Origin of the sequence: Pseudomonas sp. NPDC089918, assembly GCF_050280605.1 — a bacterium.
GTDB lineage: Bacteria > Pseudomonadota > Gammaproteobacteria > Pseudomonadales > Pseudomonadaceae > Aquipseudomonas.
In genome coordinates, this window is the sequence record NZ_JBNNVP010000002.1 from 178,513 (window position 1) to 201,133 (window position 22,621).

Sequence of the window (22,621 nt, forward strand, 5' to 3'; positions counted from 1 at the left end):
ATGCTCGGCCTCCCCGACAGTCATGTTCATGCCGCCGCCACGGTCACCGGCACGCCGTTCAACGCCGCATTACCCGACAACTCATCGAGCTGACATTCGTCAGTCAGGTCATTGGCGCTGGAGCCGGGTTGGCCGCTGGCAATCGTCATCTGCACACCCGGTCGCGCATGACCCCAACCGTGAGGAAGGCTGACCACACCTTTCATCATATCCAGGCTGGCGACCACTTCAACCTCGATCACCCCGACCCGCGAACTGACGCGCACTCGCTGCCCATCGTGGAGCCCGCGGCTGGCCAGGTCATCCGGGTTCATCAGCAGTTGATGGCGCGGTTTGCCCTTCACCAGACGGTGATAGTTGTGCATCCATGAGTTGTTGCTGCGCACATGGCGGCGGCCGATCATCAGCAGCTCATCGGCAGCCGGTGCTTGTAGCGCCGCGAAGCGCGCCAGGTCGGCGAGGATCTCGACAGGCGCTGCCTGGACTCGCTGATTGGCGGTCTTCAGGCGTGGCGCCAGGTTGGGTTTGAGCGCCCCGAGATCAATACCATGAGGATGATCGAACAAGGTCGCCAGTGACAGCTTGTGTTCCGAAGCGTCGCCATACAGGCCCATTCGCAGCCCTCGGTCGATCATCTGCGCTGGCGCGATGGTCGATTTCAGCTCCTTGCCAGTCTTCGCCGCAAAGGCTTTGGCCAGCCCCACGAAGATTTCCCAGTCATGCAACGCACCTTCGGGCTTGGCCAGGATCGCCCGGTTGAAGCGGGTGACGTTGCGCACCGCGAACATGTTGAACGTGGTGTCGTAATGATCGTTTTCCAGCGCCGAAGTCGACGGCAGAATCAGGTCGGCATAACGCGTGGTTTCATTGATATACAGGTCAACGCTGACCATGAACTCCAATCCGTCCAGTGCCTGCTCCAGTTGTCGGCCATTGGGCGTGGACAGCACCGGATTACCCGCCACGGTGATCAGCGCGCGGACCTGCCCTTCCCCTTCTGTGAGCATCTCTTCGGCCAGCGCCGATACCGGCAGTTCTCCAGCGTATTCCGGACGCCCGGACACGCGGCTCTGCCACCGGTTGAAATGTCCGCCCGAGGTCGATGCCACCAGATCCACCGCAGGCTCGGTGCACAACGCACCGCCCACCCGGTCGAGGTTGCCGGTGACCAGATTGATCAGTTGCACCAGCCAATGGCACAGGGTGCCGAAAGCCTGGGTCGAAACCCCCATGCGCCCGTAGCAGACCGCTGTCGGCGCTGCCGCGAAGTCCCGTGCCAGTTGGCGGATCTGCTCGGCGGGCACCGCGCACAGCGGGCTCATGGCCTCGGCGGTGAACCCTGCGATTGCCTCACGCACTTCATCCAGGCCATCGACCGGTAAATGACTGTCGTGGGTCAAGCCTTCGGCAAACAAGGTATTGAGCAGCCCGAACAACAGCGCCGCATCGCCGCCGGGGCGTACGAACAGATGCTGATCAGCCATCGCCGCCGTCTCGCTGCGACGCGGATCGACCACCACCACTTTGCCGCCCCGGGCCTGAATCGCCTTGAGGCGCTTCTCCACATCCGGCACGGTCATGATGCTGCCGTTGGAGGCCAGTGGATTGCCGCCCAGGATCAGCATGAAATCGGTGTGATCGATGTCCGGGATCGGCAGCAGCAAGCCGTGGCCGTACATCAAGTGGCTGGTCAAGTGATGGGGCAACTGATCGACCGATGTCGCGGAAAACCGGTTGCGGGTTTTCAGCAGGCCGAGGAAATAATTGCTATGGGTCATCAACCCGTAGTTGTGCACGCTTGGGTTGCCCTGATAGACCGCCACCGCGTTCTGCCCGTGACGCTCCTGGATCGCCGCCAGGCGTTCGGCTACAAGGCTGAAAGCGTCTTCCCACTCGATAGGCTGCCATTCGCTGCCTGTTCGCCGCATCGGCTGACGCAGGCGATCCGGATCGTTCTGGATGTCTTGCAGGGCAACCGCTTTGGGGCAGATATGCCCGCGGCTGAAGGTGTCTTGGGGGTCACCCTTGATCGAGGTGATCTGTACGCCGCTGCCTTCGACCTCGGTGGTTTCGATGGTCAGGCCGCAGATGGCTTCACACAGGTGGCACGCACGGTGATGGAGAGTCTTGGTCATGGCCAGTCTCTGTTTTGTTCTGGGCGGGCAAGATCGGCCGCGGGAACAAAACTATGGCGCGCGACTCACCCCTTGGCCAGCGACGTTCGTCTTGTGAATCGGCGGCCATCAGGCCAGCCAATGGCAGCAAGGGATCAGTTCGACGGCAGACTCGGCGGCGCCTGCAACTGGATCTCCTCGATGGTTTCGATCTGCTCATGGGCAACATGCACGCCGGTGAGTTCGCCGATCAGTCGCCAATGCTCGTCGAGCCCGGCGCTGATGGTGGCCATGCGGTCAATCATGCGCCGGCCAGCCGCTTTCGTGACTTCGTCTTCACTGCGCAACAACTCGAAAGACATCGAGGTCATGGAAGCGGTGAGGTGAGTCAGAGAGCGGGCCGTAAGCCCGAGTAATTCCATTAACAGCTGTTCTTTCGATTCCATTCCAGATGGCTTCCTGCGTCGCTCGTGCCTTAGTTATAACGCAGCACTTTGCTTTAGCAAATGTTTCGGACAAGACACATTGCCCGCCAAAGGTCCGAATGACAGGTCAAAAACCGACCGCCAGCGTGTCGCCCGCGCCCTGTTTGATTGCCAAGCCCGGCGAGCCCGGTGTACAAATGGTCAGCTGCTGTCAGGAAACAGGCTTCAAAAGCGCTACTGCGGTCACCCGTAGCCCCTCTGAAATCCCCTAAACACCGTAGCCCATTGGAAAAACGCGACATTTAATGTCAATATCGCGCCTTCCCCTATTTCGTCGCCCCGTGCGGCTTACGCCGCAGGTCTCGCCCGTTTTTCAGTTAAACAAGGCTTTGAGTATCTGCGGTCTGTTGCAAAAAGGTAGTCAATGATGAGCGCAAGGCACTTTCTCTCCCTGATGGATTGCACGCCCGAAGAGCTGGTCAGCGTGATCCGTCGAGGCGTTGAGCTCAAGGACCTGCGTAACCGCGGCGTACTGTTCGAGCCTTTGAAAAACCGCGTCCTGGGGATGATTTTCGAGAAGTCCTCGACCCGCACACGCATCTCGTTCGAAGCCGGCATGATCCAGCTCGGCGGCCAGGCGATATTCCTGTCGCCACGCGACACCCAATTGGGTCGCGGCGAGCCGATCGGCGACTGCGCCATCGTCATGTCGAGCATGCTCGATGCGGTGATGATCCGTACCTTTGCCCACAGTACCCTGACCGAATTCGCCGCCAATTCCCGCGTGCCGGTGATCAATGGCCTGTCCGATGACCTGCACCCCTGCCAATTGCTGGCCGACATGCAAACCTTCCTCGAACACCGTGGTTCGATTCAAGGCAAGACCGTGGCCTGGATCGGCGATGGCAACAACATGTGCAACAGCTATATAGAAGCGGCGATCCAGTTCGACTTCCAGTTGCGCATAGCCTGCCCGGAAGGTTACGAACCCAATCCTGAGTTTGTGGCTAAAGCCGGCGATCGGGTGACCATCGTCCGCGACCCGCAGGAAGCCGTGCGCGGTGCGCACCTGGTGAGCACCGACGTCTGGACCTCCATGGGCCAGGAAGAGGAAACCGCCAAGCGCCTGAAGTTGTTCGCACCGTTCCAGGTCAACCGTGCCCTGCTCGACCTGGCCGCGCCGGACGTGCTGTTCATGCATTGCCTGCCGGCCCACCGTGGCGAGGAAATCAGCCTCGACCTGCTCGACGACTCGCGTTCGGTGGCTTGGGATCAAGCCGAAAACCGTCTTCATGCACAAAAGGCCTTGCTCGAATTCCTCGTCCCGCCTTCGTACCACCACGCATGAGCCAGCCATTACTGCTGAACCTGCGCAACCTGGCCTGCGGTTATCAAAACCAGCGGGTTGTGCAGAACCTCAACCTGCATTTGAATGCTGGGGATATCGGTTGCCTGCTGGGGTCTTCGGGTTGCGGCAAAACCACCACCCTGCGGGCGATTGCCGGTTTTGAACCGGTGCACGAAGGTGAAATCCAGTTGGCGGGCGAGACCATCTCCAGCGCCGGCTTCACCCTTGCCCCGGAGAAGCGCCGGATCGGCATGGTGTTTCAGGATTACGCACTGTTTCCGCATTTGAGCGTGGCCGAGAACATCGCTTTCGGGATCCGCAAGCACCCGCAAAAGGATCGCATCACCGAAGAACTGCTCGAACTGGTCAACCTGAAAAACCTCGGCAAGCGCTTCCCCCATGAGCTGTCCGGTGGCCAGCAGCAACGTGTGGCGTTGGCCCGCGCCCTGGCGCCGGAACCGCAACTGCTGTTGCTCGACGAACCGTTCTCTAACCTGGACGGCGAATTGCGACGCAAGCTCAGTCATGAAGTACGCGCCATTCTCAAGGCTCGCGGCACCAGTGCAATCCTGGTGACCCACGATCAGGAAGAAGCCTTCGCGGTCAGTGACCACGTGGGCGTTTTCAAGGAAGGTCGCCTGGAGCAGTGGGACACGCCCTACAACCTCTATCACGAACCCCTGACGCCATTCGTGGCCAGTTTCATTGGCCAGGGTTACTTCATTCGCGGCCAGTTAAGCAGCCCGGAATCGGTGCAGACCGAGTTGGGTGAATTGCGCGGCAACCGTGCCTACACCTGGCCAATCGGTTGTGCTGTGGATGTGTTGTTGCGTCCGGACGATATCGTCTATGCGCCGGACAGCCCACTGAGGGCGCAGATTGTTGGCAAGAGCTTCCAGGGGGCATCGACTCTGTACCGCTTGCAGTTGTCTACGGGCGCGCAGCTGGAGTCGATTTTCCCGAGTCATGCCGATCATCTGGTCGGTGCTGAAGTAGGCATTCGGGTGGCGGCTGAACACTTGGTGCTGTTCCAGGCGAACGGCAGCACGGCGGCGCAGATTCCGGTGATCGAATCCGGTGTTCGGCGGTACAGCACCACCAGTTGAGCGGACACAAGCGGGCTTGCTCGCTGTGGCGAGGGAGCTTGCTCCCGCTGGTTCGCGAAGCGGACCCAAATCCAGCGAATGCGGTTCGCTGGTTTTACGACTGCTTCGCAGCCGAGCGGGAGCAAGCTCCCTCGCCACAGTGGGCAAGCCTCGCTCCTACAAAAAATCATCCAAGCAATAATTTTCCGCTCGCAACCAGCGTCGCATTCCCGCCAATACTCACTCGCTCCCCTTCCAGCTGGCAGAACAACTCCCCACCTCGCGCCGAACACTGATAAGCCGTCAGACTCGACTTGTTCAAGCGTTCCGACCAATACGGAATCAGGCTGCAATGGGTCGACCCGGTCACCGGGTCTTCGTTGATGCCGATTGCTGGCGCAAAGTACCGCGATACAAAATCATGCGTGTTGCCCTTGGCCGTCACAATGGCGCCTGGCCACGGCAGTTTTGCCAGCGCAACCATGTCCGGCTGACAATCGAGCACCGCTTGCTCGGACTCCAGTACCACGAACAATTCTTTGGAACCCAACACATCGACTGCTTGCACACCCAAGGCGTGCTCGACATCCAGGGTCACGCCCACTTCTGTCGGCACGATGGCCGGGAAATCCAGCCACAAGCGCTCGCCCTCACGGCTGACACTCAGCGGGCCGGACTTGCAGATGAAGTCCAGTCGCTCGACCGGTTCCTTATAGATTTCAAACAGAACATAGGCGCTGGCCAGGGTCGCATGGCCGCATAACGGGACTTCGGTGGTGGGGGTAAACCAGCGGATGTGCCAGACGGAACCCTCACGAACCAGAAATGCGGTTTCGGCGAGGTTGTGTTCGGCGGCGATTTTTTGCATCAACTCATCGTCGAGCCAGGTATCGAGCCGGTACACCATCGCCGGGTTGCCACTGAACGGCCGATCACTGAACGCGTCGACCTGATGAAACTCTAGCTGCATGCCACTTCTCCCTTTTTCAGGTCGACGAGCATGGAGCCACGAAGAGTCCTTCACCAGTGACAGAGCGAATCAATTTTCACCATACAGCGCCGGGCTGAACGCCCGAGGCCTTCTGTTCAGGTGCGACCGATATCGGCGAACTTCGCCTGGGTGTGTTCGGCCAACACCGCGGGCGCCAGTTCGACTTCCAGTCCACGCCGTCCGGCGCTGACAAAGATGCTGGAAAAAGGCTGAGCCGAATGATCAATAAAGGTACGCAGGCGCTTCTTCTGCCCGAGCGGACTGATGCCGCCTAACAGATAACCTGTCGACCGCTGTGCAGCCGCGGGATCGGCCATTTCGACTTTCTTCACACCAGCGGCCTGCGCCAGCGCCTTCAAGTCCAGACTTCCGACGACCGGCACCACAGCCACCAACAATTCCCCCTTTTCGCTGGCCGCCAGCAATGTCTTGAACACCTGCGCCGGGTCCAACCCCAGTTTTTCCGCGGCCTCCAGACCATAGGACGCTGCCTTCGGATCATGTTCGTAACTGTGCACGCGATGTTCGGCACGAACTTTTTTCAACAAATCCAATGCGGGGGTCATGGCAGCTCCAGACTTGGTGGCAGAAGAAAAAATACTGCGCAGGATTCTAGGTCATTGATCGATAAAAGGCTCTATTACAACGCTATTTCAAAAGCCTGGCCGGGCTTCTGTGCCGTTCGTCCACGGTCAGCCTCCCCGATGAACGATGCGGTCATTCACGTGACTAATAGTTGAAATGTGACTGACAGTTCACTTTCGACCTTTGACAGCAGCGTTTCTTGTCTATATTTTTTCGAATCTGAATACTGTACGAATGTCTCACCGCAGCACCCAGCAGCAAGCCGAGCCCAGGATGGGGATCCTCCTCGGTGAAAATCGCGCTTTGACCTTGATGAAAAAGCGCCAGACAACAACAAAAAAGAGGTTTTCAATGACAACTGCTTTACAACAACCGTCGCTCTCGAGCCAATGCATGGCCGAGTTTCTGGGTACTGCACTGCTCATCTTTTTCGGTACCGGCTGCGTTGCCGCGCTCAAGGTGGCGGGTGCCAGCTTCGGACTGTGGGAAATCAGCATCATCTGGGGGGTTGGCGTCAGCATGGCGATCTACCTGACCGCCGGCGTTTCCGGTGCGCACCTCAATCCTGCCGTGAGTATCGCGCTGAGCATTTTCGCTGACTTCGAAAAGCGCAAACTGCCTTTCTACATCTTCTCCCAGGTGGCCGGCGCCTTTTGCGGGGCCTTGTTGGTTTACACGCTGTACAGCAACCTTTTCTTCGATTTCGAACAAACTCACCAAATGGTTCGTGGCACCCAGGCCAGCCTTGAATTGGCGTCGGTGTTCTCCACTTTCCCAAACCCTGCCCTGACCACTGCCCAGGCCTTTTTGGTTGAAGTGATCATCACCGCCATATTGATGGGCGTGATCATGTCGTTGACCGATGACAACAACGGTCTGCCCAAAGGGCCGCTGGCGCCGTTGCTGATCGGCCTGCTGATTGCCGTGATTGGTAGCTCGATGGGCCCGTTGACCGGTTTCGCGATGAACCCGGCTCGCGACTTCGGTCCTAAACTGATGACTTTCTTCGCCGGCTGGGGTGAAATTTCCTTCACTGGCGGGCGCGATATCCCGTACTTCCTGATCCCGATTTTTGCACCGATTGTCGGTGCCTGCCTCGGTGCTGCAGCTTATCGCGGGCTGATTGCCCGTCATCTGCCCAGCGCCATACCTGCTACAAAGGATGCAGTACCGGCCATTGACGGCAAACCAAGAACGTCTTGAAACCGTTGGCGCGTGATCCTGCCCATGTGGTCCCGCGCCTGACCTCACTTCCTAATTTTCGTCCAAGGCAATCGACATGACCGACATACAGAATAAGAACTACATCATTGCCCTCGATCAGGGTACGACCAGCTCCCGCGCGATCATTTTCGATCGTGACGCGAACGTGGTCTGCACCGCCCAGCGCGAATTCGCGCAGCATTACCCGCAAGCCGGTTGGGTCGAACATGACCCGATGGAAATCTTCGCCACCCAGAGCGCCGTGATGGTCGAGGCCCTGGCTCAAGCCGGCCTGCATCACGATCAGGTCGCAGCCATCGGCATCACCAACCAGCGCGAAACCACCGTGGTCTGGGACAAGACCACCGGCCGCCCGATCTACAACGCGATCGTCTGGCAGTGTCGGCGCAGCACCGAAATCTGCCAGCAGCTCAAGCGCGATGGCCACGAGCAATACATCAGCGACACCACTGGCCTGGTCACCGACCCGTACTTTTCTGGCACCAAGCTCAAGTGGATCCTCGACAACGTCGAAGGCAGCCGTGAGCGTGCACGCAAGGGTGAACTGCTGTTTGGCACCATCGATAGCTGGCTGATCTGGAAATTTACCGGCGGCAAGGTGCACGTCACCGACTACACCAACGCCTCGCGCACCATGCTCTTCAATATCCATACGCTGGAGTGGGACGCGAAGATGCTGGAAGTCCTCGACATCCCGCGTGAGATGCTCCCGGAAGTTAAATCGTCGTCCGAGATCTACGGCCACACCAAAAGTGGCATCGCCATTGGCGGTATCGCCGGCGACCAGCAGGCGGCCCTCTTCGGCCAGATGTGCGTCGAGCCAGGCCAGGCGAAAAACACCTATGGCACCGGTTGCTTCCTGCTGATGAACACCGGCGACAAAGCCGTGAAATCCAAACACGGCATGCTCACCACCATCGCTTGCGGCCCGCGTGGCGAAGTGGCCTACGCCCTGGAAGGCGCGGTATTCAACGGTGGCTCCACCGTGCAGTGGTTGCGTGACGAGTTGAAAATCATCAACGACGCCCACGACACCGAATACTTCGCCAACAAGGTCAAGGACAGCAACGGTGTGTACCTGGTGCCGGCCTTCACCGGTCTGGGCGCTCCGTACTGGGACCCATATGCCCGTGGCGCATTGTTCGGCCTGACTCGCGGCGTACGCGTGGATCACATCATTCGTGCCGCGCTGGAGTCGATTGCCTACCAGACCCGCGACGTCCTGGACGCCATGCAGCAGGATTCCGGCGAACGCCTCAAGTCCCTGCGCGTGGACGGCGGCGCAGTCGCGAACAACTTCCTGATGCAATTCCAGGCCGACATCCTCGGCACTCAGGTCGAGCGTCCGCAAATGCGCGAAACCACCGCATTGGGCGCGGCTTACCTGGCGGGTCTGGCGTGTGGCTTCTGGGGCAGCCTGGACGAGTTGCGCGGCAAGGCAGTGATCGAGCGCGAGTTCGAACCGACACTGGACGAAACCGCGAAGGAAAAACTCTACGCCGGCTGGAAAAAAGCGGTCAGCCGCACTCGTGATTGGGAACCACACGAAAGCGCTGAATAAGCCAAGGATGGGGTTCTAACTGGTAGGGAGCAGATTCCTGCGGCATCATGGGCAAATTTTGCACGGCAGCCCAAAGGAAGCCCCATGAATCTGCCTCCCCGTCAGCAGCAAATCCTCGAACTGGTCCGCGAACGCGGCTATGTCAGCATCGAGGAAATGGCCCAGCTGTTCGTCGTTACACCGCAAACCATCCGCCGCGATATCAATCAACTGGCGGAAGTCAACCTGTTGCGTCGCTACCACGGCGGCGCAGCCTACGACTCCAGCGTCGAAAACACTGCCTACGCCATGCGCGCCGATCAGATGCGCGATGAAAAACAGCGTATCGGCGAAGCCATTGCCGCTCAGATTCCCGATCACGCCTCGCTGTTCATCAATATCGGCACCACCACCGAATCCATCGCTCGGGCGCTGCTCAACCACAACCACCTGAAGATCATCACCAACAACCTGCACGTGGCCTCGATGCTCAGCGCCAAGGACGATTTCGACGTGCTGCTGACCGGTGGCAACGTGCGGCGTGACGGTGGCGTGGTCGGTCAGGCGAGTGTCGACTTCATTAACCAGTTCAAGGTCGACTTCGCCCTGGTCGGCATCAGCGGCATCGATGAAGATGGCAGCTTGCTGGATTTCGATTATCAGGAAGTGCGGGTGTCCCAGGCGATCATCGCCAATGCCCGGCAGGTAATCCTCGCGGCGGACTCCAGCAAATTCGGGCGCAATGCCATGATTCGCCTGGGGCCGATCAGCCTGATCGATTGCCTGGTCACCGATCAGCAGCCTTCGCCAGCCTTGGCGCAGCTGTTGAGCCAGCACAAGATTCGGTTGGAAGTGGTTTAACTCCTTTCGAAATGGCTCGCTCCCCTGTGGCGAGGGAGCTTGCTCCCGTTCGGCTGCGCAGCAGACGCAAATCAGACAATTTGTTCTTCCTGAAAAACCGCGCTCACCGGTTTTAGGGCTGCTTCGCAGCCCAGCGGGAGCAAGCTCCCTCGCCACAAAAGCCCTCCCGCGCTCACTAAATGTTCGTAAATTTTCCTTTAACCGCCCTTCGATCAGTATTTTCAATCGAAGTTGACTGGCTGTGCGCGTCTTTATGGGCTAGTATTTTCGTAAATGAACATTAATGTTCGAATTCAAATATAGAAAATCAAAGCCCGAGGCCAGCCGATGCCCACTTCTACCTTGCCTACGCCCCCTCTCGCCGAGGTTTACGATATCGCCGTCATCGGTGGTGGGATCAATGGCGTGGGGATCGCAGCGGATGCCGCCGGTCGCGGTCTTTCGGTGTTCCTTTGCGAAAAGGATGACCTGGCCAGCCACACTTCGTCCGCCAGCAGCAAGCTGATCCACGGCGGCCTGCGCTATCTCGAACATTACGAATTTCGCCTGGTGCGCGAAGCCCTCGCCGAGCGTGAAGTACTGCTGGCCAAGGCGCCGCACATCGTCAAACAGATGCGTTTCGTGCTGCCGCACCGCCCGCACCTGCGTCCGGCCTGGATGATCCGCACCGGCCTGTTCCTTTATGACAATCTGGGCAAACGGGAAAAACTCGAAGGTTCGAAAAGCCTGAAGTTCGGCCCGGACAGTGCACTGAAAAGCGAAATCACCAAAGGCTTCGAATATTCCGATTGCTGGGTCGATGACGCACGCCTGGTCGTACTGAACGCCATGGCCGCCCGCGAGAAAGGCGCCCACGTTCACACCCAGACCCGCTGCGTCAGTGCCCGTCGCACCAAGGGCCTGTGGCACCTGAATCTGGAACGCGCCGATGGCAGCCTGTTTTCGATCCGCGCCAAAGCGCTGGTCAATGCAGCCGGCCCGTGGGTCGCCAAGTTCATCCGTGATGACCTGAAGATGGAATCGCCGTATGGCATCCGTCTGATCCAGGGCAGCCACCTGATCGTGCCGAAGCTATATGAAGGCGAACACGCGCACATTCTGCAAAACGAAGATCAGCGCATCGTCTTCACCATTCCGTACCTGAATCACTTCACCCTGATCGGCACAACCGACCGTGAGTACACCGGCGACCCGGCGAAAGTTGCGATCACTGAAGGCGAAACCGATTACCTGCTCAAAGTGGTCAACGCCCACTTCAAGAAGCAAATCAGTCGCGACGATATCCTGCACAGCTACTCCGGTGTTCGCCCGCTGTGCAACGACGAATCCGACAACCCGTCGGCTGTCACCCGCGACTACACCCTGGCATTGTCGGGCAGTGCCGAAGAAGCGCCGCTGTTGTCGGTGTTCGGCGGCAAACTGACGACTTACCGCAAACTGGCCGAATCGGCGCTGGCGCAACTGGCCCCGTACTTCGCGTACATCAAGCCAAGCTGGACTGCCAGCGCCACCCTGCCCGGCGGCGAAGACATGACCACGCCGCAGGCCTTGAGCTCGCGGATCCGCGACAAATTCGACTGGGTGCCCACCGAAATCGCCCGACGCTGGGCCACCACTTATGGCAGCCGCACCTGGCGCATGCTCGAAGGTGTGGAAAGCCTTAATGATCTGGGCGAACACATCGGCGGCGGTCTCTACACTCGCGAAGTTGATTACCTGTGCAGCGAAGAATGGGCGACCACCGCCCACGACATTCTGTGGCGCCGCACAAAGCTTGGGCTGTTCACTACCCCGGCGGAACAGCAGAAGCTCGAAGATTACCTGAACAAGGTCGAACAGAACCGCAGCAAGATCCAAGCGGCCTGATCGGGAATCCGGTTAAAACGAAGCCCCTGAATCTCATGATTCAGGGGCTTTTTGTATTCTGCCAGACACTACCTATCCCCTGTGGGAGCGAGCCTGCTCGCGATGAGGTCGGCACATGCAACATTGATGTTGCCTGACACTCCGCTATCGCGAGCAGGCTCGCTCCCACAGGGGATAGGTGCAAGGCATGAGATTCCATTCGGTTTTCCGAACGCGACCCGACGGTCGATTCGGTTAACCGGATTCTCCATCGCGAAAATTCACGCCATAAATATTTAATATCTTTATAAATCAATAACTTGATCTATATCGCCTGGCCTGGCACGAGTCATGCTCTACACTCTTGGACGAATGTACGCTGCGCCACCCCTTCAGGAGCCGGCAAGCATTCGAAGCACCAAAAAGGGCCGATGAACTGGCTCCATATAAAAACAATGTCGAGGAAAATTTGATGCGCATCGTTCCCCATCTCCTGGGCGCAGCCATTGCTGCCGCTCTGATTAGCACTCCAGTTTTCGCCGCCGAACTCACCGGCACACTGAAGAAGATCAAAGAGTCCGGCACCATCACCCTCGGGCATCGTGACGCTTCCATTCCGTTTTCCTATATCGCGGACGCTTCCGGCAAACCGGTTGGCTACTCCCACGATATCCAGCTGAAAATCGTTGAAGCCATCAAGAAAGACCTGGACATGCCCAACCTCCAGGTCAAATACAACCTGGTGACCTCGCAAACCCGTATCCCGCTGGTGCAGAACGGCACCGTGGACGTCGAGTGCGGCTCCACCACCAACAACGTCGAACGTCAGCAGCAAGTTGACTTCTCCGTCGGCATCTTCGAAATCGGCACCAAGCTGCTGGCCAAGAAAGATTCCCCATACAAAGACTTCGCCGACCTCAAAGGCAAGAACGTCGTGACCACCGCCGGCACCACGTCCGAGCGCATCCTCAAGTCGATGAACGCCGACAAGCAGATGGGCATGAACGTGATCTCCGCCAAAGACCATGGCGAGTCCTTCCAGATGCTGGAAACCGGCCGTGCCGTGGCTTTCATGATGGACGACGCCTTGCTGGCCGGTGAAATGGCCAAGGCCAAGAAGCCGACCGACTGGGCCGTGACCGGGACTGCGCAGTCCAATGAGATTTACGGTTGCATGGTTCGCAAAGGCGACGCGCCGTTCAAGAAAGCTGTCGACGACGCCATCATCGCGACCTACAAGTCCGGCGAGATCAACAAGATCTACGAAAAATGGTTCATGCAGCCAATTCCGCCAAAAGGCCTGAACCTGATGTTCCCGATGAGCGAAGAGCTCAAGGCCCTGATCGCCAATCCGACCGACAAAGCGGCTGACGAAAAGAAATCCTGATTTCTGACTAACCTTATCCCCTGAGAGAGCCTTTGCCCTTTCAGGGGTTGTCACTCCCTGCTGGCATTTCTGGAAACACTCGAACCGGTGGCTGTCGAGCCGCTCGTGTGTGCCTGACCATTAGAGTCGGGCGGGAACGGAGTCCCCAGGCGGGCATTTGTAAATCGAACGAATCCGAGGGGAGACCCTAATGAATTACAACTGGGACTGGGGCGTGTTCTTCAAGTCCACCGGCGTGGGCAGCGAGATTTATTTCGACTGGTACCTCTCCGGTTTGGGCTGGACCATCGCCATTGCCGTCGCAGCCTGGATCATCGCGCTGCTGCTGGGCTCGATTCTGGGCGTCATGCGCACGGTACCGAATCGCATCGTATCGGGCATCGCGACCTGCTACGTCGAAATCTTCCGTAACGTGCCGCTGCTGGTTCAGCTGTTCATCTGGTACTTCCTGGTGCCCGACCTGCTGCCTGCGGACATCCAGGAGTGGTACAAGCAGGATCTCAACCCCACCACTTCGGCGTTCCTCAGCGTCGTCGTGTGCCTTGGCCTGTTCACCACCGCTCGTGTTTGCGAACAAGTGCGCACCGGTATCCAGGCGCTGCCCCGCGGCCAGGAAGCCGCCGCTCGCGCCATGGGTTTCAAGCTGCCGCAGATCTACTGGAACGTGCTGCTGCCCCAGGCTTACCGCATCATCATTCCGCCGCTTACCTCGGAATTTTTGAACGTATTCAAGAACTCCTCCGTCGCGTCGCTGATTGGCCTGATGGAGCTGCTCGCGCAGACCAAACAGACCGCCGAGTTCTCCGCCAACCTGTTCGAAGCCTTCACCCTGGCCACGCTGATCTACTTCACGCTGAACATGAGCCTGATGCTGCTGATGCGTTCGGTCGAGAAGAAAGTCGCCGTACCGGGCCTGATTTCCGTAGGGGGTAAATGATGGAATTCGACTTCTCGGGCATCATTCCGTCCCTTCCGGGTTTGTGGAACGGCATGGTCATGACCCTCAAGCTGATGGCCTTGGGCGTGATCGGCGGGATCATCCTCGGCACGATCCTGGCGCTGATGCGCTTGTCCCACAACAAACTGCTGTCGAACATCGCCGGCGCCTACGTTAACTACTTCCGCTCGATCCCGTTGCTGCTGGTCATCACCTGGTTCTACCTGGCGGTGCCGTTTGTATTACGCTGGATTACCGGCGAAGACACCCCGATCGGCGCGTTCGCCTCGTGCATCGTGGCCTTCATGATGTTCGAAGCCGCGTATTTCTGCGAAATCGTCCGGGCTGGCGTGCAGTCGATCCCCAAGGGTCAGATGGGCGCTGCCCAGGCGTTGGGTATGGAATACGGCCAGATGATGCGACTGATCATCCTGCCGCAAGCGTTTCGCAAGATGACCCCGTTGTTGCTGCAACAGAGCATCATTCTGTTCCAGGACACCTCGCTGGTGTATGCGGTGGGTCTGGTGGATTTCCTCAATGCCTCCCGTGCCAGTGGCGACATCATCGGTCGCTCCAATGAGTTCCTGATCTTCGCAGGTCTCACGTACTTCACAATCAGCTTTGCCGCCTCGCTGCTGGTCAAGCGTCTGCAAAAAAGGTTTGCCGTATGATCTCTATCAAGAATGTCAACAAGTGGTATGGCGACTTCCAGGTACTGACTGACTGCAGCACCGAGGTCAAAAAAGGCGAAGTGATTGTGGTGTGCGGGCCGTCCGGCTCCGGTAAATCCACCCTGATCAAATGCGTCAACGCCCTGGAACCGTTCCAGAAAGGCGACGTGATCGTCGATGGCACATCCATCGCCGACCCGAAGACCAACCTGCCGAAACTGCGTTCGCGCGTTGGCATGGTGTTCCAGCATTTCGAACTGTTCCCGCACCTGAGCATCATGGACAACCTGACCATCGCACAGGTCAAGGTGTTGGGTCGCAGCAAGGAAGAGGCATCCAAGAAAGCCCTGCAACTGCTCGAACGCGTCGGCCTCTCCGCCCACGCCAAAAAGCACCCGGGCCAACTCTCCGGTGGTCAGCAACAGCGTGTGGCGATTGCCCGTGCGCTGGCGATGGACCCGATCGTCATGCTGTTCGACGAACCGACCTCGGCGCTGGACCCGGAAATGGTCAACGAAGTACTCGACGTGATGGTGCAACTGGCCCACGAAGGCATGACCATGATGTGCGTGACCCATGAAATGGGCTTTGCGCGCAAAGTGGCCGACCGGGTGATATTCATGGACCAGGGCAAGATCATCGAAGACTGCAAGAAAGAAGAGTTCTTCGGCGACATCACCGCCCGCTCCGACCGCGCGCAGCATTTCCTCGAGAAGATTCTGCAGCACTAAACATCGGACGCTGCTCCCCCTGTGGGAGCTGGCTCTGTGGTGAGGGGGTTTGCCTGTGGCGAGGGGGCTTGCCCCCGTTCGGCTGCGAAGCAGTCGTAAACCCGTTGCATGCGGTTTGACTTCGAAATACCGGGGCCGCTTCGCGACCCAACGGGGGCAAGCCCCCTCGCCACAGGCAAGCCCCCTCGCCACACAAGTCCGCTCCCACAGGCGGCCAGTGGAGATATGGATATTTGTGTTGTGGTTGACCCAAGGCATCTGTGATGAAATGCGACTCCACTCTCTATCGCGCCGCGCCGCCATCACTCGCCGTGAAACCCCGTTTGATTCGCCATCTGTTCCTGCCGCCACTGGTCATCGCCCTGATGATCGGATTGGGTTACATCGGCTTCTGGGTCAGTGAACACTACGGAATTCGCAGCCTTAGCGAGAATGGCCAGCGTCAGTTGGAACTGCACGCCCGCGCCGTCGAGAGCGAAATCAGCAAGTACACCTACCTGCCCAGCCTGCTGGAACTCGAATCCAGTGTTTCAAAGCTGTTGGCCGACCCGTCTCCGGAACTCCGGCAGACGGTCAACGAATACCTTGAAGGCCTGAACCGGCGCAGCCGCAGTCGGGCCATCTATGTGATGGACACCACCGGTCGCGTACTGGCCACCAGCAACTGGCGCGATGTCGACAGTTATCTGGGTGAAGACCTGTCCTTCCGCGCCTATTTCCAGAATGCCGTGCGCGGTCAGCCGGGGCGTTTCTATGGCATCGGCAGCACCAGTGGCGAACCCGGCTATTACCTGGCGCATGGCCTGGAAGAGCACGGCAAGATCATCGGCGTCGCCGTGGTCAAGGTCCGCCTCGAAGCCATGGAAGAACGCTGGCAGCGTGCGCGTCTGGAAGCCTTCGTCAGCGACGAGAACGGCATCATCATTCTCTCCAGCGATCCGGCGCGGCGGCTTAAATCGGTTGTGCCATTGAGCGAGGAAACCAAGGAAAAACTGGCCCGTAGCCTGCAGTACTACTGGTTTCCGCTGAACGAACTGCAACCGCTGGCGCGGGAGAAACTGGCCGAAGGCGAGGAAAAACTGACCTTCCCCGCCAACAGCGAATTGATGTCCGATGAAGAGAACATCAGCTACCTCTCGCAAACCCGGCCGCTGAGCGACACCCCATGGAATTTCACCCTGCTCACCCCCCTGCAGGATTTGCGGCGTGAAGCGATCAATCAGGGGATTCTGGTGGCGGTGGCATTTGCCCTGGTGGCGTTTCTGCTGATCGCCTGGAACGAGCGGCGCAAGGTGATCGCCACCCGCCTCGCGGCGCGGGAAGCCTTGCAGGAAGCCAACAATCAACTGGAGCGTCGGATTACCGAACGCACCACCGACCTGCGCGCCAGCAACGAACGACTCAAGGGTCAGATCCGTGAACGCCGGCAGGCGGAAGAGACGTTGCGCCGCGCCCAGGATGAACTGGTCCAGGCCGGAAAACTGGCGGCCATCGGCCAGATGTCCACCAGCATCGCCCACGAATTGAACCAGCCACTGGCCGCCTTGCGGACCTTGTCCGGCAATACCGTGCGTTTTCTGGAACGCGGCCAGCTGGATGTGGCCAGCACCAACCTCAAGACCATCAATGAACTGATCGACCGCATGGGCCGGATCACCGCCAGCCTGCGCTCCTTCGCCCGGCGCGGTGATGACAAGGGCCAGGCCAGTTTTGGTAAAGCCGTGGACGCCGCCCTGCAATTGCTGGGCAGCCGGATGGAAAGCGCGCACCTGCATTTGCATCGCGACCTCGAAGACGTACAGGTGCAGATCGACCAGACCCGTCTGGAGCAGATCCTGGTCAACCTGATCGGCAACGCGCTCGACGCCATGCAGTCGCAGCCCCTGCCGGCGTTGTGGCTCGAAGGCGAGGAGTTCGATGGCAAGTATCGTCTGCGGGTACGCGACAACGGCCACGGCATCGATGCCGAAGCGCGCAAGCATCTGTTCGAACCGTTCTTCACCACCAAACCCGGCGAACAAGGCCTGGGCCTCGGCCTGACGCTTTCCGCCAGCCTGGCCGCCGCCACTGGCGGGCATCTGGGTGTCGAACACCCGGCCAGCGGTGGTACCACCTTCGTTCTCAGTTTACCGTTGGTAAGCCCCACTCCCGCCGAGCCAATATGAACAACGACCTTAGTGTGCTGATCGTCGAAGACGACCCCCATGTCCTGCTCGGCTGCCAACAGGCGCTGACCCTGGAAGACATTCCCTGCGTGGGCGTCGGCAGCGCCGAAGAAGCGCTGGAACGAGTCGGCGATAACTTCGCCGGCATCGTCATCAGCGACATCCGCCTGCCGGGCATCGATGGCCTGGAACTGCTGACCCGGCTCAAGGCCCGCGATCGCAGCCTGCCGGTGGTGCTGATTACCGGCCATGGCGACATCTCCATGGCCGTTGGCGCGATGCAGAAAGGCGCCTACGACTTCATGGAGAAACCCTTCTCCCCGGAACGTCTGGTGGACGTCGCCCGCCGTGCGCTGGAGCAACGCAGCCTGGCGCGAGAAGTGTCGTCGTTACGTCGACAGCTGTTCGAGCGCGACTCCCTCGAAGGACGGATCATCGGGCGTTCGCCGGCCATGCAGAACCTGCGAGAACTGATCGCCAACGTCGCCGACACCTCGGCCAACGTGCTGATTGAAGGCGAGACCGGTACCGGTAAAGAATTGGTTGCGCGCTGCCTGCACGACTTCAGCCGTCGGCACACCAAACAGTTCGTCGCGCTGAACTGCGGTGGCCTGCCGGAGAACCTGTTCGAAAGTGAAATATTCGGCCACGAGGCCAACGCCTTCACCGGTGCCGGCAAGCGGCGGATCGGCAAGATCGAACACGCCGACGGCGGCACGCTGTTCCTCGATGAAGTGGAAAGCATGCCGCTGCCCTTGCAGATCAAACTGCTGCGGGTGTTGCAGGAACGCACTCTTGAACGCCTGGGCTCGAACCAGAGCGTGGCGGTGGATTGCCGGGTGATCGCCGCGACCAAGTCCGATCTGGATCAATCGAGCAAGGCCGGCGAGTTTCGCAGCGACCTGTATTACCGCCTGAACGTGGTAACCCTGGAACTGCCGCCGCTGCGCGAACGCCGCGAAGACATCCTGCAACTGTTCGAACACTTTTTGCAGCAGTCATCCTTGCGCTTCGACCGCGCGGTGCCGGAGCTGGACAACCAGACCCTGTCGAACCTGATGAGCCACGACTGGCCAGGCAATGTGCGCGAATTGCGCAACATCGCCGAGCGTTTCGCATTGGGCCTGCCGGCCTTCAAAAAAACCGGCGCCAGCGGCAGCAACCAGGGCCTGGCCTTCGCCGAAGCGGTGGAAGCCTTCGAACGCAACCTGCTCAGCGACGCCTTGCAGCGCAGCGGCGGCAACCTGACCCAGGCCAGCCAGGAACTGGGGATGGCCAAGACCACGCTGTTCGACAAAGTGAAGAAATATGGGTTGAGCCACTGATGGACCTGATTTTCAAAGCAACCCTGGGCGCGGCGGTGGTGGTGATTCTCGCCATGCTGGCCAAGACCAAAAATTATTACATCGCAGGCCTGGTGCCGCTGTTTCCGACCTTTGCGCTGATCGCTCATTACATCGTCGGCAAGGGGCGTTCGCTGGATGATCTGAAAACCACCATCGTGTTTGGCATGTGGTCGATCATTCCGTACTTCGTCTACCTGGCGACCTTGTATGTGATGGTCGACCGGATGCGGCTGGAGGCTTCGTTGGCGGTGGCGGCGGTGGCGTGGTTGATGGCGGCGACGGTGCTGGTCAGCGTGTGGGTTCGCTTGCACGCCTGACCGCGATCTTCTGTAACTGATCGTTCCCACGCGCAGCAAAGGAATGCAGCCTGTGACGCTCCGCGTCACTGGACGCGGAGCGTCCTTAGAGGCATTCCCACGCAGAGCGTGGGAATGATCGAGCGTGTAACGTCAGTTCAACCGTTGACCGTACCGCCCCTGGCTTCACTCATGATCTGGCGAATCGCACCGACAAACGTCTCCACCGGCTGCCCGCCACTGACGGCGTACTGCCCGTTAAACACCACCGTCGGCACTGAACTCACTCCGCGCGATAGCCACAACTGTTCTTCTTCGCGAACCTCTTTGGTGAATTCATCGGACGCCAGAATCGCCTCGGCCCGCTGCCGATTCAGCCCCACGCTTTCAGCGATCTGCGCCAATTGCCCGTGATCGGAAGGATTGCCGCCCTCGGTGAAATACGCCTTGAACAGTGCGTCTTTCAGGTTGAACTGCAACCCTTCCAGCCCCGCCCAATGCAGCAAGCGGTGAGCATCGAAAGTGTTGTAGATACGGCTGCTGCCGTCCGTGCGAAAGGCAAACCCGACCTCGGCGCCACGCGCGCGGATCATTTCGCGGTTCTTCTGCGATTGCTCAGGCGTCGAGCCGTACTTTTCGCTGATGTGTTCGGTGATGTTCTGGCCCTCTGGGCCCATCTTCGGGTTCAGTTCGAACGGCTGGAAACGGATCTCGGCCTGGACTTCATCGCCGAGCGAATCCAGGGCACGGGTCAGGCTATACAGACCGACGACGCACCAGGGGCAGGACACGTCGCTGACGAAATCGATTTTCAGGGGGGTACTCATCATTTACCTCACAGGCTTGAATCGCGCCGGAAAGTTCGAACGATACACCCGCAGGCTGAGCCCGTGTGGCAGCCGTTCCACTATTCCCCTTGTGGGAGCGAGCCTGCTCGCGAAGGCGTCATGTCAGTTGATATCTGCATTGGCTGATGCACCGCTTTCGCGAGCAGGCTCGCTCCCACAGGGGGATTTCGGGTGTTTTGGGGATGGTGTTTAGTTCTGTTTAGCGTTACTTCCTGAAAGCTACAGCGTCTTGCGCCGTCGCCTACAACCACGTCAGAATCCGCCGGCTTGTGCGCCTGGAGGCCCGTCGGTAACTTGGTTCGTGTCACTGATTCCCAGTGATCGGGTTTAGTAGCCCGGATTACCCCTCAAGACGGTTGCACAAGCGTCATTTAGTCAGGTTTTCACCTGCATTTGATGGTGGCTGTGCGCATGGCACCCTCGGGTGCGCCGGGTTTGAGGGAGTTACCGGTCTACTAACTTGCGCACAGCTACCACCCCTACCGTTTAGTAGCGAGAGAGGTTGTAGCTCTACTAAAAGGTGTATCCCTCAATGTTCAAAATCACTCCAAACCCACCGGAAACCGACGACGTTTCCCCATACGAAACCCCGGGCTCCAAAAAGCTCAACGAAGCCGCCGACCGCGCCCTCGATTACTACCTCAAACCGGTCATTCCCAAAGACACCCCACGCAAACCCAGCACCCTTTACTCGGTCGCCCCCGACGCCAACAACGAAACCCTGCTGGTCAACGCCTGCGAATCGCTGGCGGCGGCGAGCGTGATGTTGAGTGATTTCGCGGGGCAGCTGAACGGCCCTCAACGCAACACCGTGCTCGGCATCCAGAACTCGGTCATGCTGGGTGAACTGGCGGTGAACCGGATGCTGGATAACTTCGTTCCAACGTAAACCAGCCTCCACTGTAATTGAGGCGCTTTTGTGGCGAGGGAGCTTGCTCCCGCTCGGCTGCGCAGCAGTCGTAAATCGGCTTGCGCGGTTTTTCAGGAGATCCGCGCTGACCGGTCATGGGGCTGCTTCGCAGCCCAACGGGGGCAAGCCCCCTCGCCACAAGGGCTCGCACACATTGGATCTGGGTGTTACAGAAGATTGCGTTCGGCCACTGGATCGATCTGCGCCCAATGCGAGGTGTCTTCGCGGTGGGCCTGCAAATACGGCAACACCGCCGCCAGCAACGGCGCCTTGAACGCCTCCTGAAAACGATGGGCCAGCCCCGGAATCAGCTTCAACTGACTGCCGCGAATGTGCGCCGCCAGGTGTACGCCGTGCATCACCGGCAACAACGGATCGGCGGTACCGTGAACCACCAGCGTCGGCACTCGCAATTGATTGAGCAGCGCCACACGGCTCCGTTCAGCGAGGATTGCCATGATCTGGCGCTTCACACCCTCAGGGTTGAATGCCCGGTCATAAGACTGCGCCGCCTGCTGCAACAACGCCTGCCGGTCATCGCTCACCGCCGGGCTGCCCAGTGCCGCCAGCAAGTCAGCCTGTTGCTCCAGCGCCACTTCACGATTCGGCGCACCACGTCGCGCGAGTAACTGCACCAGCGCCGCACTCGGCGCCGGCAAACCTTCGGCCCCCGAGCTGGTCATCAGCAAGGTCAGGCTCTCGACACGCTGCGGTGCCATGGCCGCCATATGCTGGGCGATCATCCCACCCATGCTGGCGCCCAGCACGTGGAATTGCTCGACGTGCAAGGCACTCATCAGGCCGAAGGCATCGTCGGCCATGTCGGTCAGGGTGTACGGCGCCGATACCGGCAAGCCGAGTTTGTAGCGCAGCACTTCGAACGTCAGGTTGGCGTCGACAGGCGCCTGCCGCCAAGTCGAGAGGCCGACATCGCGATTGTCATAGCGGATGACCCGAAACCCCTGCTGACACAGCGCAACCACCACCTCGTCCGGCCAGTGAATCAACTGCCCGCCCAGGCCCATCACCAGCAACAACGCAGGGTCCGAGGCACGGCCAATGCTCTGGTAGGCCAGGCTCACCTGCTCCAGATCGACCCGCTCGGTCGGAACATTGACATCGCACCGCGAAGCCGCCAGGGACGGCAAGCTGAACAATAAAGCGACCAGAAAAGTGGTCGCCGATAACAATAAAGCACGCATGAAAAACACCGAAACGCAGAACTCCAGTAGAGCGCGAGTCTGATGAAGTTTGTTCAAGCGCGCTGCCACAGTTACGTGACAGTTTGATGAAGATTGCCGAGCGGTCATCG

The 22,621-nt window shown here is 59.3% G+C and carries 20 protein-coding genes; 14 read left to right on the forward strand and 6 right to left on the reverse strand.

Going from position 1 to position 22,621, the window contains the following annotated elements:
- Positions 1 to 26: 26 nt before the first annotated feature.
- Both ACQKPC_RS02320 and ACQKPC_RS02325 read right to left on the reverse strand, forming a co-directional pair.
- Complete coding sequence (locus tag ACQKPC_RS02320) at positions 27 to 2,135, reverse strand: molybdopterin oxidoreductase family protein (protein ID WP_427622970.1); 2,109 nt, start codon at positions 2,133 to 2,135, stop codon at positions 27 to 29.
- 134 nt (positions 2,136 to 2,269) lie between these two features.
- Positions 2,270 to 2,560: a hypothetical protein gene (locus ACQKPC_RS02325; protein WP_008069494.1), complete on the reverse strand. Its 291-nt coding sequence runs from the start codon at positions 2,558 to 2,560 to the stop codon at positions 2,270 to 2,272.
- Between the two features lie 406 nt (positions 2,561 to 2,966).
- Here ACQKPC_RS02325 and argF point away from each other — a divergent pair, with 406 nt between their 5' ends.
- Together argF and ACQKPC_RS02335 are read left to right on the forward strand one after the other, a co-directional pair.
- Positions 2,967 to 3,887, forward strand: a complete 921-nt coding sequence (argF, locus tag ACQKPC_RS02330; protein ID WP_032830187.1) for an ornithine carbamoyltransferase — start codon at positions 2,967 to 2,969, stop codon at positions 3,885 to 3,887.
- Positions 3,884 to 4,993 carry an ABC transporter ATP-binding protein gene (locus tag ACQKPC_RS02335; RefSeq protein ID WP_427622971.1) on the forward strand — a complete coding sequence of 370 codons (1,110 nt, stop codon included), beginning with the start codon at positions 3,884 to 3,886 and terminating at the stop codon, positions 4,991 to 4,993. Before argF ends, ACQKPC_RS02335 begins: the two co-directional genes overlap by 4 nt.
- A gap of 166 nt (positions 4,994 to 5,159) precedes the next feature.
- Here ACQKPC_RS02335 and ACQKPC_RS02340 read toward each other — a convergent pair whose 3' ends face one another.
- Both ACQKPC_RS02340 and ybaK read right to left on the reverse strand, forming a co-directional pair.
- Positions 5,160 to 5,942 (reverse strand): PhzF family phenazine biosynthesis protein, encoded by a 783-nt coding sequence (locus ACQKPC_RS02340; RefSeq protein ID WP_427622972.1) that lies wholly within the window; start codon positions 5,940 to 5,942, stop codon positions 5,160 to 5,162.
- A gap of 116 nt (positions 5,943 to 6,058) precedes the next feature.
- Positions 6,059 to 6,529 carry a Cys-tRNA(Pro) deacylase gene (ybaK, locus tag ACQKPC_RS02345; protein WP_427622973.1) on the reverse strand — a complete coding sequence of 157 codons (471 nt, stop codon included), beginning with the start codon at positions 6,527 to 6,529 and terminating at the stop codon, positions 6,059 to 6,061.
- A gap of 370 nt (positions 6,530 to 6,899) precedes the next feature.
- Here ybaK and ACQKPC_RS02350 point away from each other — a divergent pair, with 370 nt between their 5' ends.
- The 11 genes from ACQKPC_RS02350 (at position 6,900) to ACQKPC_RS02400 (ending at position 19,572) form a co-directional block, all read left to right on the forward strand.
- On the forward strand, positions 6,900 to 7,751 hold the full coding sequence (locus ACQKPC_RS02350; protein ID WP_123500668.1) for an MIP/aquaporin family protein: 852 nt from the start codon (positions 6,900 to 6,902) through the stop codon (positions 7,749 to 7,751).
- A gap of 76 nt (positions 7,752 to 7,827) precedes the next feature.
- Positions 7,828 to 9,333 (forward strand): glycerol kinase GlpK, encoded by a 1,506-nt coding sequence (gene glpK / locus ACQKPC_RS02355; protein WP_427622974.1) that lies wholly within the window; start codon positions 7,828 to 7,830, stop codon positions 9,331 to 9,333.
- Between the two features lie 84 nt (positions 9,334 to 9,417).
- Complete coding sequence (locus ACQKPC_RS02360; RefSeq protein ID WP_007898523.1) at positions 9,418 to 10,173, forward strand: DeoR/GlpR family transcriptional regulator; 756 nt, start codon at positions 9,418 to 9,420, stop codon at positions 10,171 to 10,173.
- 327 nt (positions 10,174 to 10,500) lie between these two features.
- Complete coding sequence (gene glpD / locus ACQKPC_RS02365; RefSeq protein ID WP_427622975.1) at positions 10,501 to 12,039, forward strand: glycerol-3-phosphate dehydrogenase; 1,539 nt, start codon at positions 10,501 to 10,503, stop codon at positions 12,037 to 12,039.
- Between the two features lie 451 nt (positions 12,040 to 12,490).
- Positions 12,491 to 13,405, forward strand: coding sequence for a glutamate/aspartate ABC transporter substrate-binding protein (locus tag ACQKPC_RS02370; protein WP_123500663.1), 915 nt, complete (start codon positions 12,491 to 12,493; stop codon positions 13,403 to 13,405).
- Positions 13,406 to 13,595: 190 nt separating this feature from the next.
- The gene (locus ACQKPC_RS02375; RefSeq protein ID WP_427622976.1) at positions 13,596 to 14,342 is read left to right on the forward strand and encodes an amino acid ABC transporter permease; all 747 of its coding nucleotides are present in this window, start codon (positions 13,596 to 13,598) and stop codon (positions 14,340 to 14,342) included.
- Positions 14,342 to 15,013, forward strand: coding sequence for an amino acid ABC transporter permease (locus tag ACQKPC_RS02380; RefSeq protein WP_427622977.1), 672 nt, complete (start codon positions 14,342 to 14,344; stop codon positions 15,011 to 15,013). Before ACQKPC_RS02375 ends, ACQKPC_RS02380 begins: the two co-directional genes overlap by 1 nt.
- Complete coding sequence (locus ACQKPC_RS02385; protein ID WP_008069475.1) at positions 15,010 to 15,744, forward strand: amino acid ABC transporter ATP-binding protein; 735 nt, start codon at positions 15,010 to 15,012, stop codon at positions 15,742 to 15,744. Before ACQKPC_RS02380 ends, ACQKPC_RS02385 begins: the two co-directional genes overlap by 4 nt.
- A gap of 263 nt (positions 15,745 to 16,007) precedes the next feature.
- The gene (locus ACQKPC_RS02390; protein WP_427622978.1) at positions 16,008 to 17,909 is read left to right on the forward strand and encodes a sensor histidine kinase; all 1,902 of its coding nucleotides are present in this window, start codon (positions 16,008 to 16,010) and stop codon (positions 17,907 to 17,909) included.
- Positions 17,906 to 19,234, forward strand: a complete 1,329-nt coding sequence (locus ACQKPC_RS02395; RefSeq protein ID WP_427622979.1) for a sigma-54-dependent transcriptional regulator — start codon at positions 17,906 to 17,908, stop codon at positions 19,232 to 19,234. The genes ACQKPC_RS02390 and ACQKPC_RS02395 overlap by 4 nt, the downstream gene beginning before the upstream one ends.
- An 8-nt stretch (positions 19,235 to 19,242) precedes the next feature.
- Positions 19,243 to 19,572: a GlpM family protein gene (locus ACQKPC_RS02400; protein ID WP_185047110.1), complete on the forward strand. Its 330-nt coding sequence runs from the start codon at positions 19,243 to 19,245 to the stop codon at positions 19,570 to 19,572.
- Between the two features lie 137 nt (positions 19,573 to 19,709).
- Here the strand turns inward: ACQKPC_RS02400 and ACQKPC_RS02405 are convergent, their stop codons facing one another.
- Positions 19,710 to 20,378, reverse strand: coding sequence for a DsbA family oxidoreductase (locus tag ACQKPC_RS02405; protein ID WP_427623019.1), 669 nt, complete (start codon positions 20,376 to 20,378; stop codon positions 19,710 to 19,712).
- 553 nt (positions 20,379 to 20,931) lie between these two features.
- Here ACQKPC_RS02405 and ACQKPC_RS02410 point away from each other — a divergent pair.
- On the forward strand, positions 20,932 to 21,288 hold the full coding sequence (locus ACQKPC_RS02410; RefSeq protein ID WP_427622980.1) for a DUF6124 family protein: 357 nt from the start codon (positions 20,932 to 20,934) through the stop codon (positions 21,286 to 21,288).
- A gap of 188 nt (positions 21,289 to 21,476) precedes the next feature.
- On the opposite strand, the gene ACQKPC_RS02415 is transcribed toward ACQKPC_RS02410, so the two are convergent.
- Complete coding sequence (locus ACQKPC_RS02415; RefSeq protein ID WP_427622981.1) at positions 21,477 to 22,511, reverse strand: alpha/beta fold hydrolase; 1,035 nt, start codon at positions 22,509 to 22,511, stop codon at positions 21,477 to 21,479.
- Positions 22,512 to 22,621: the final 110 nt, after the last annotated feature.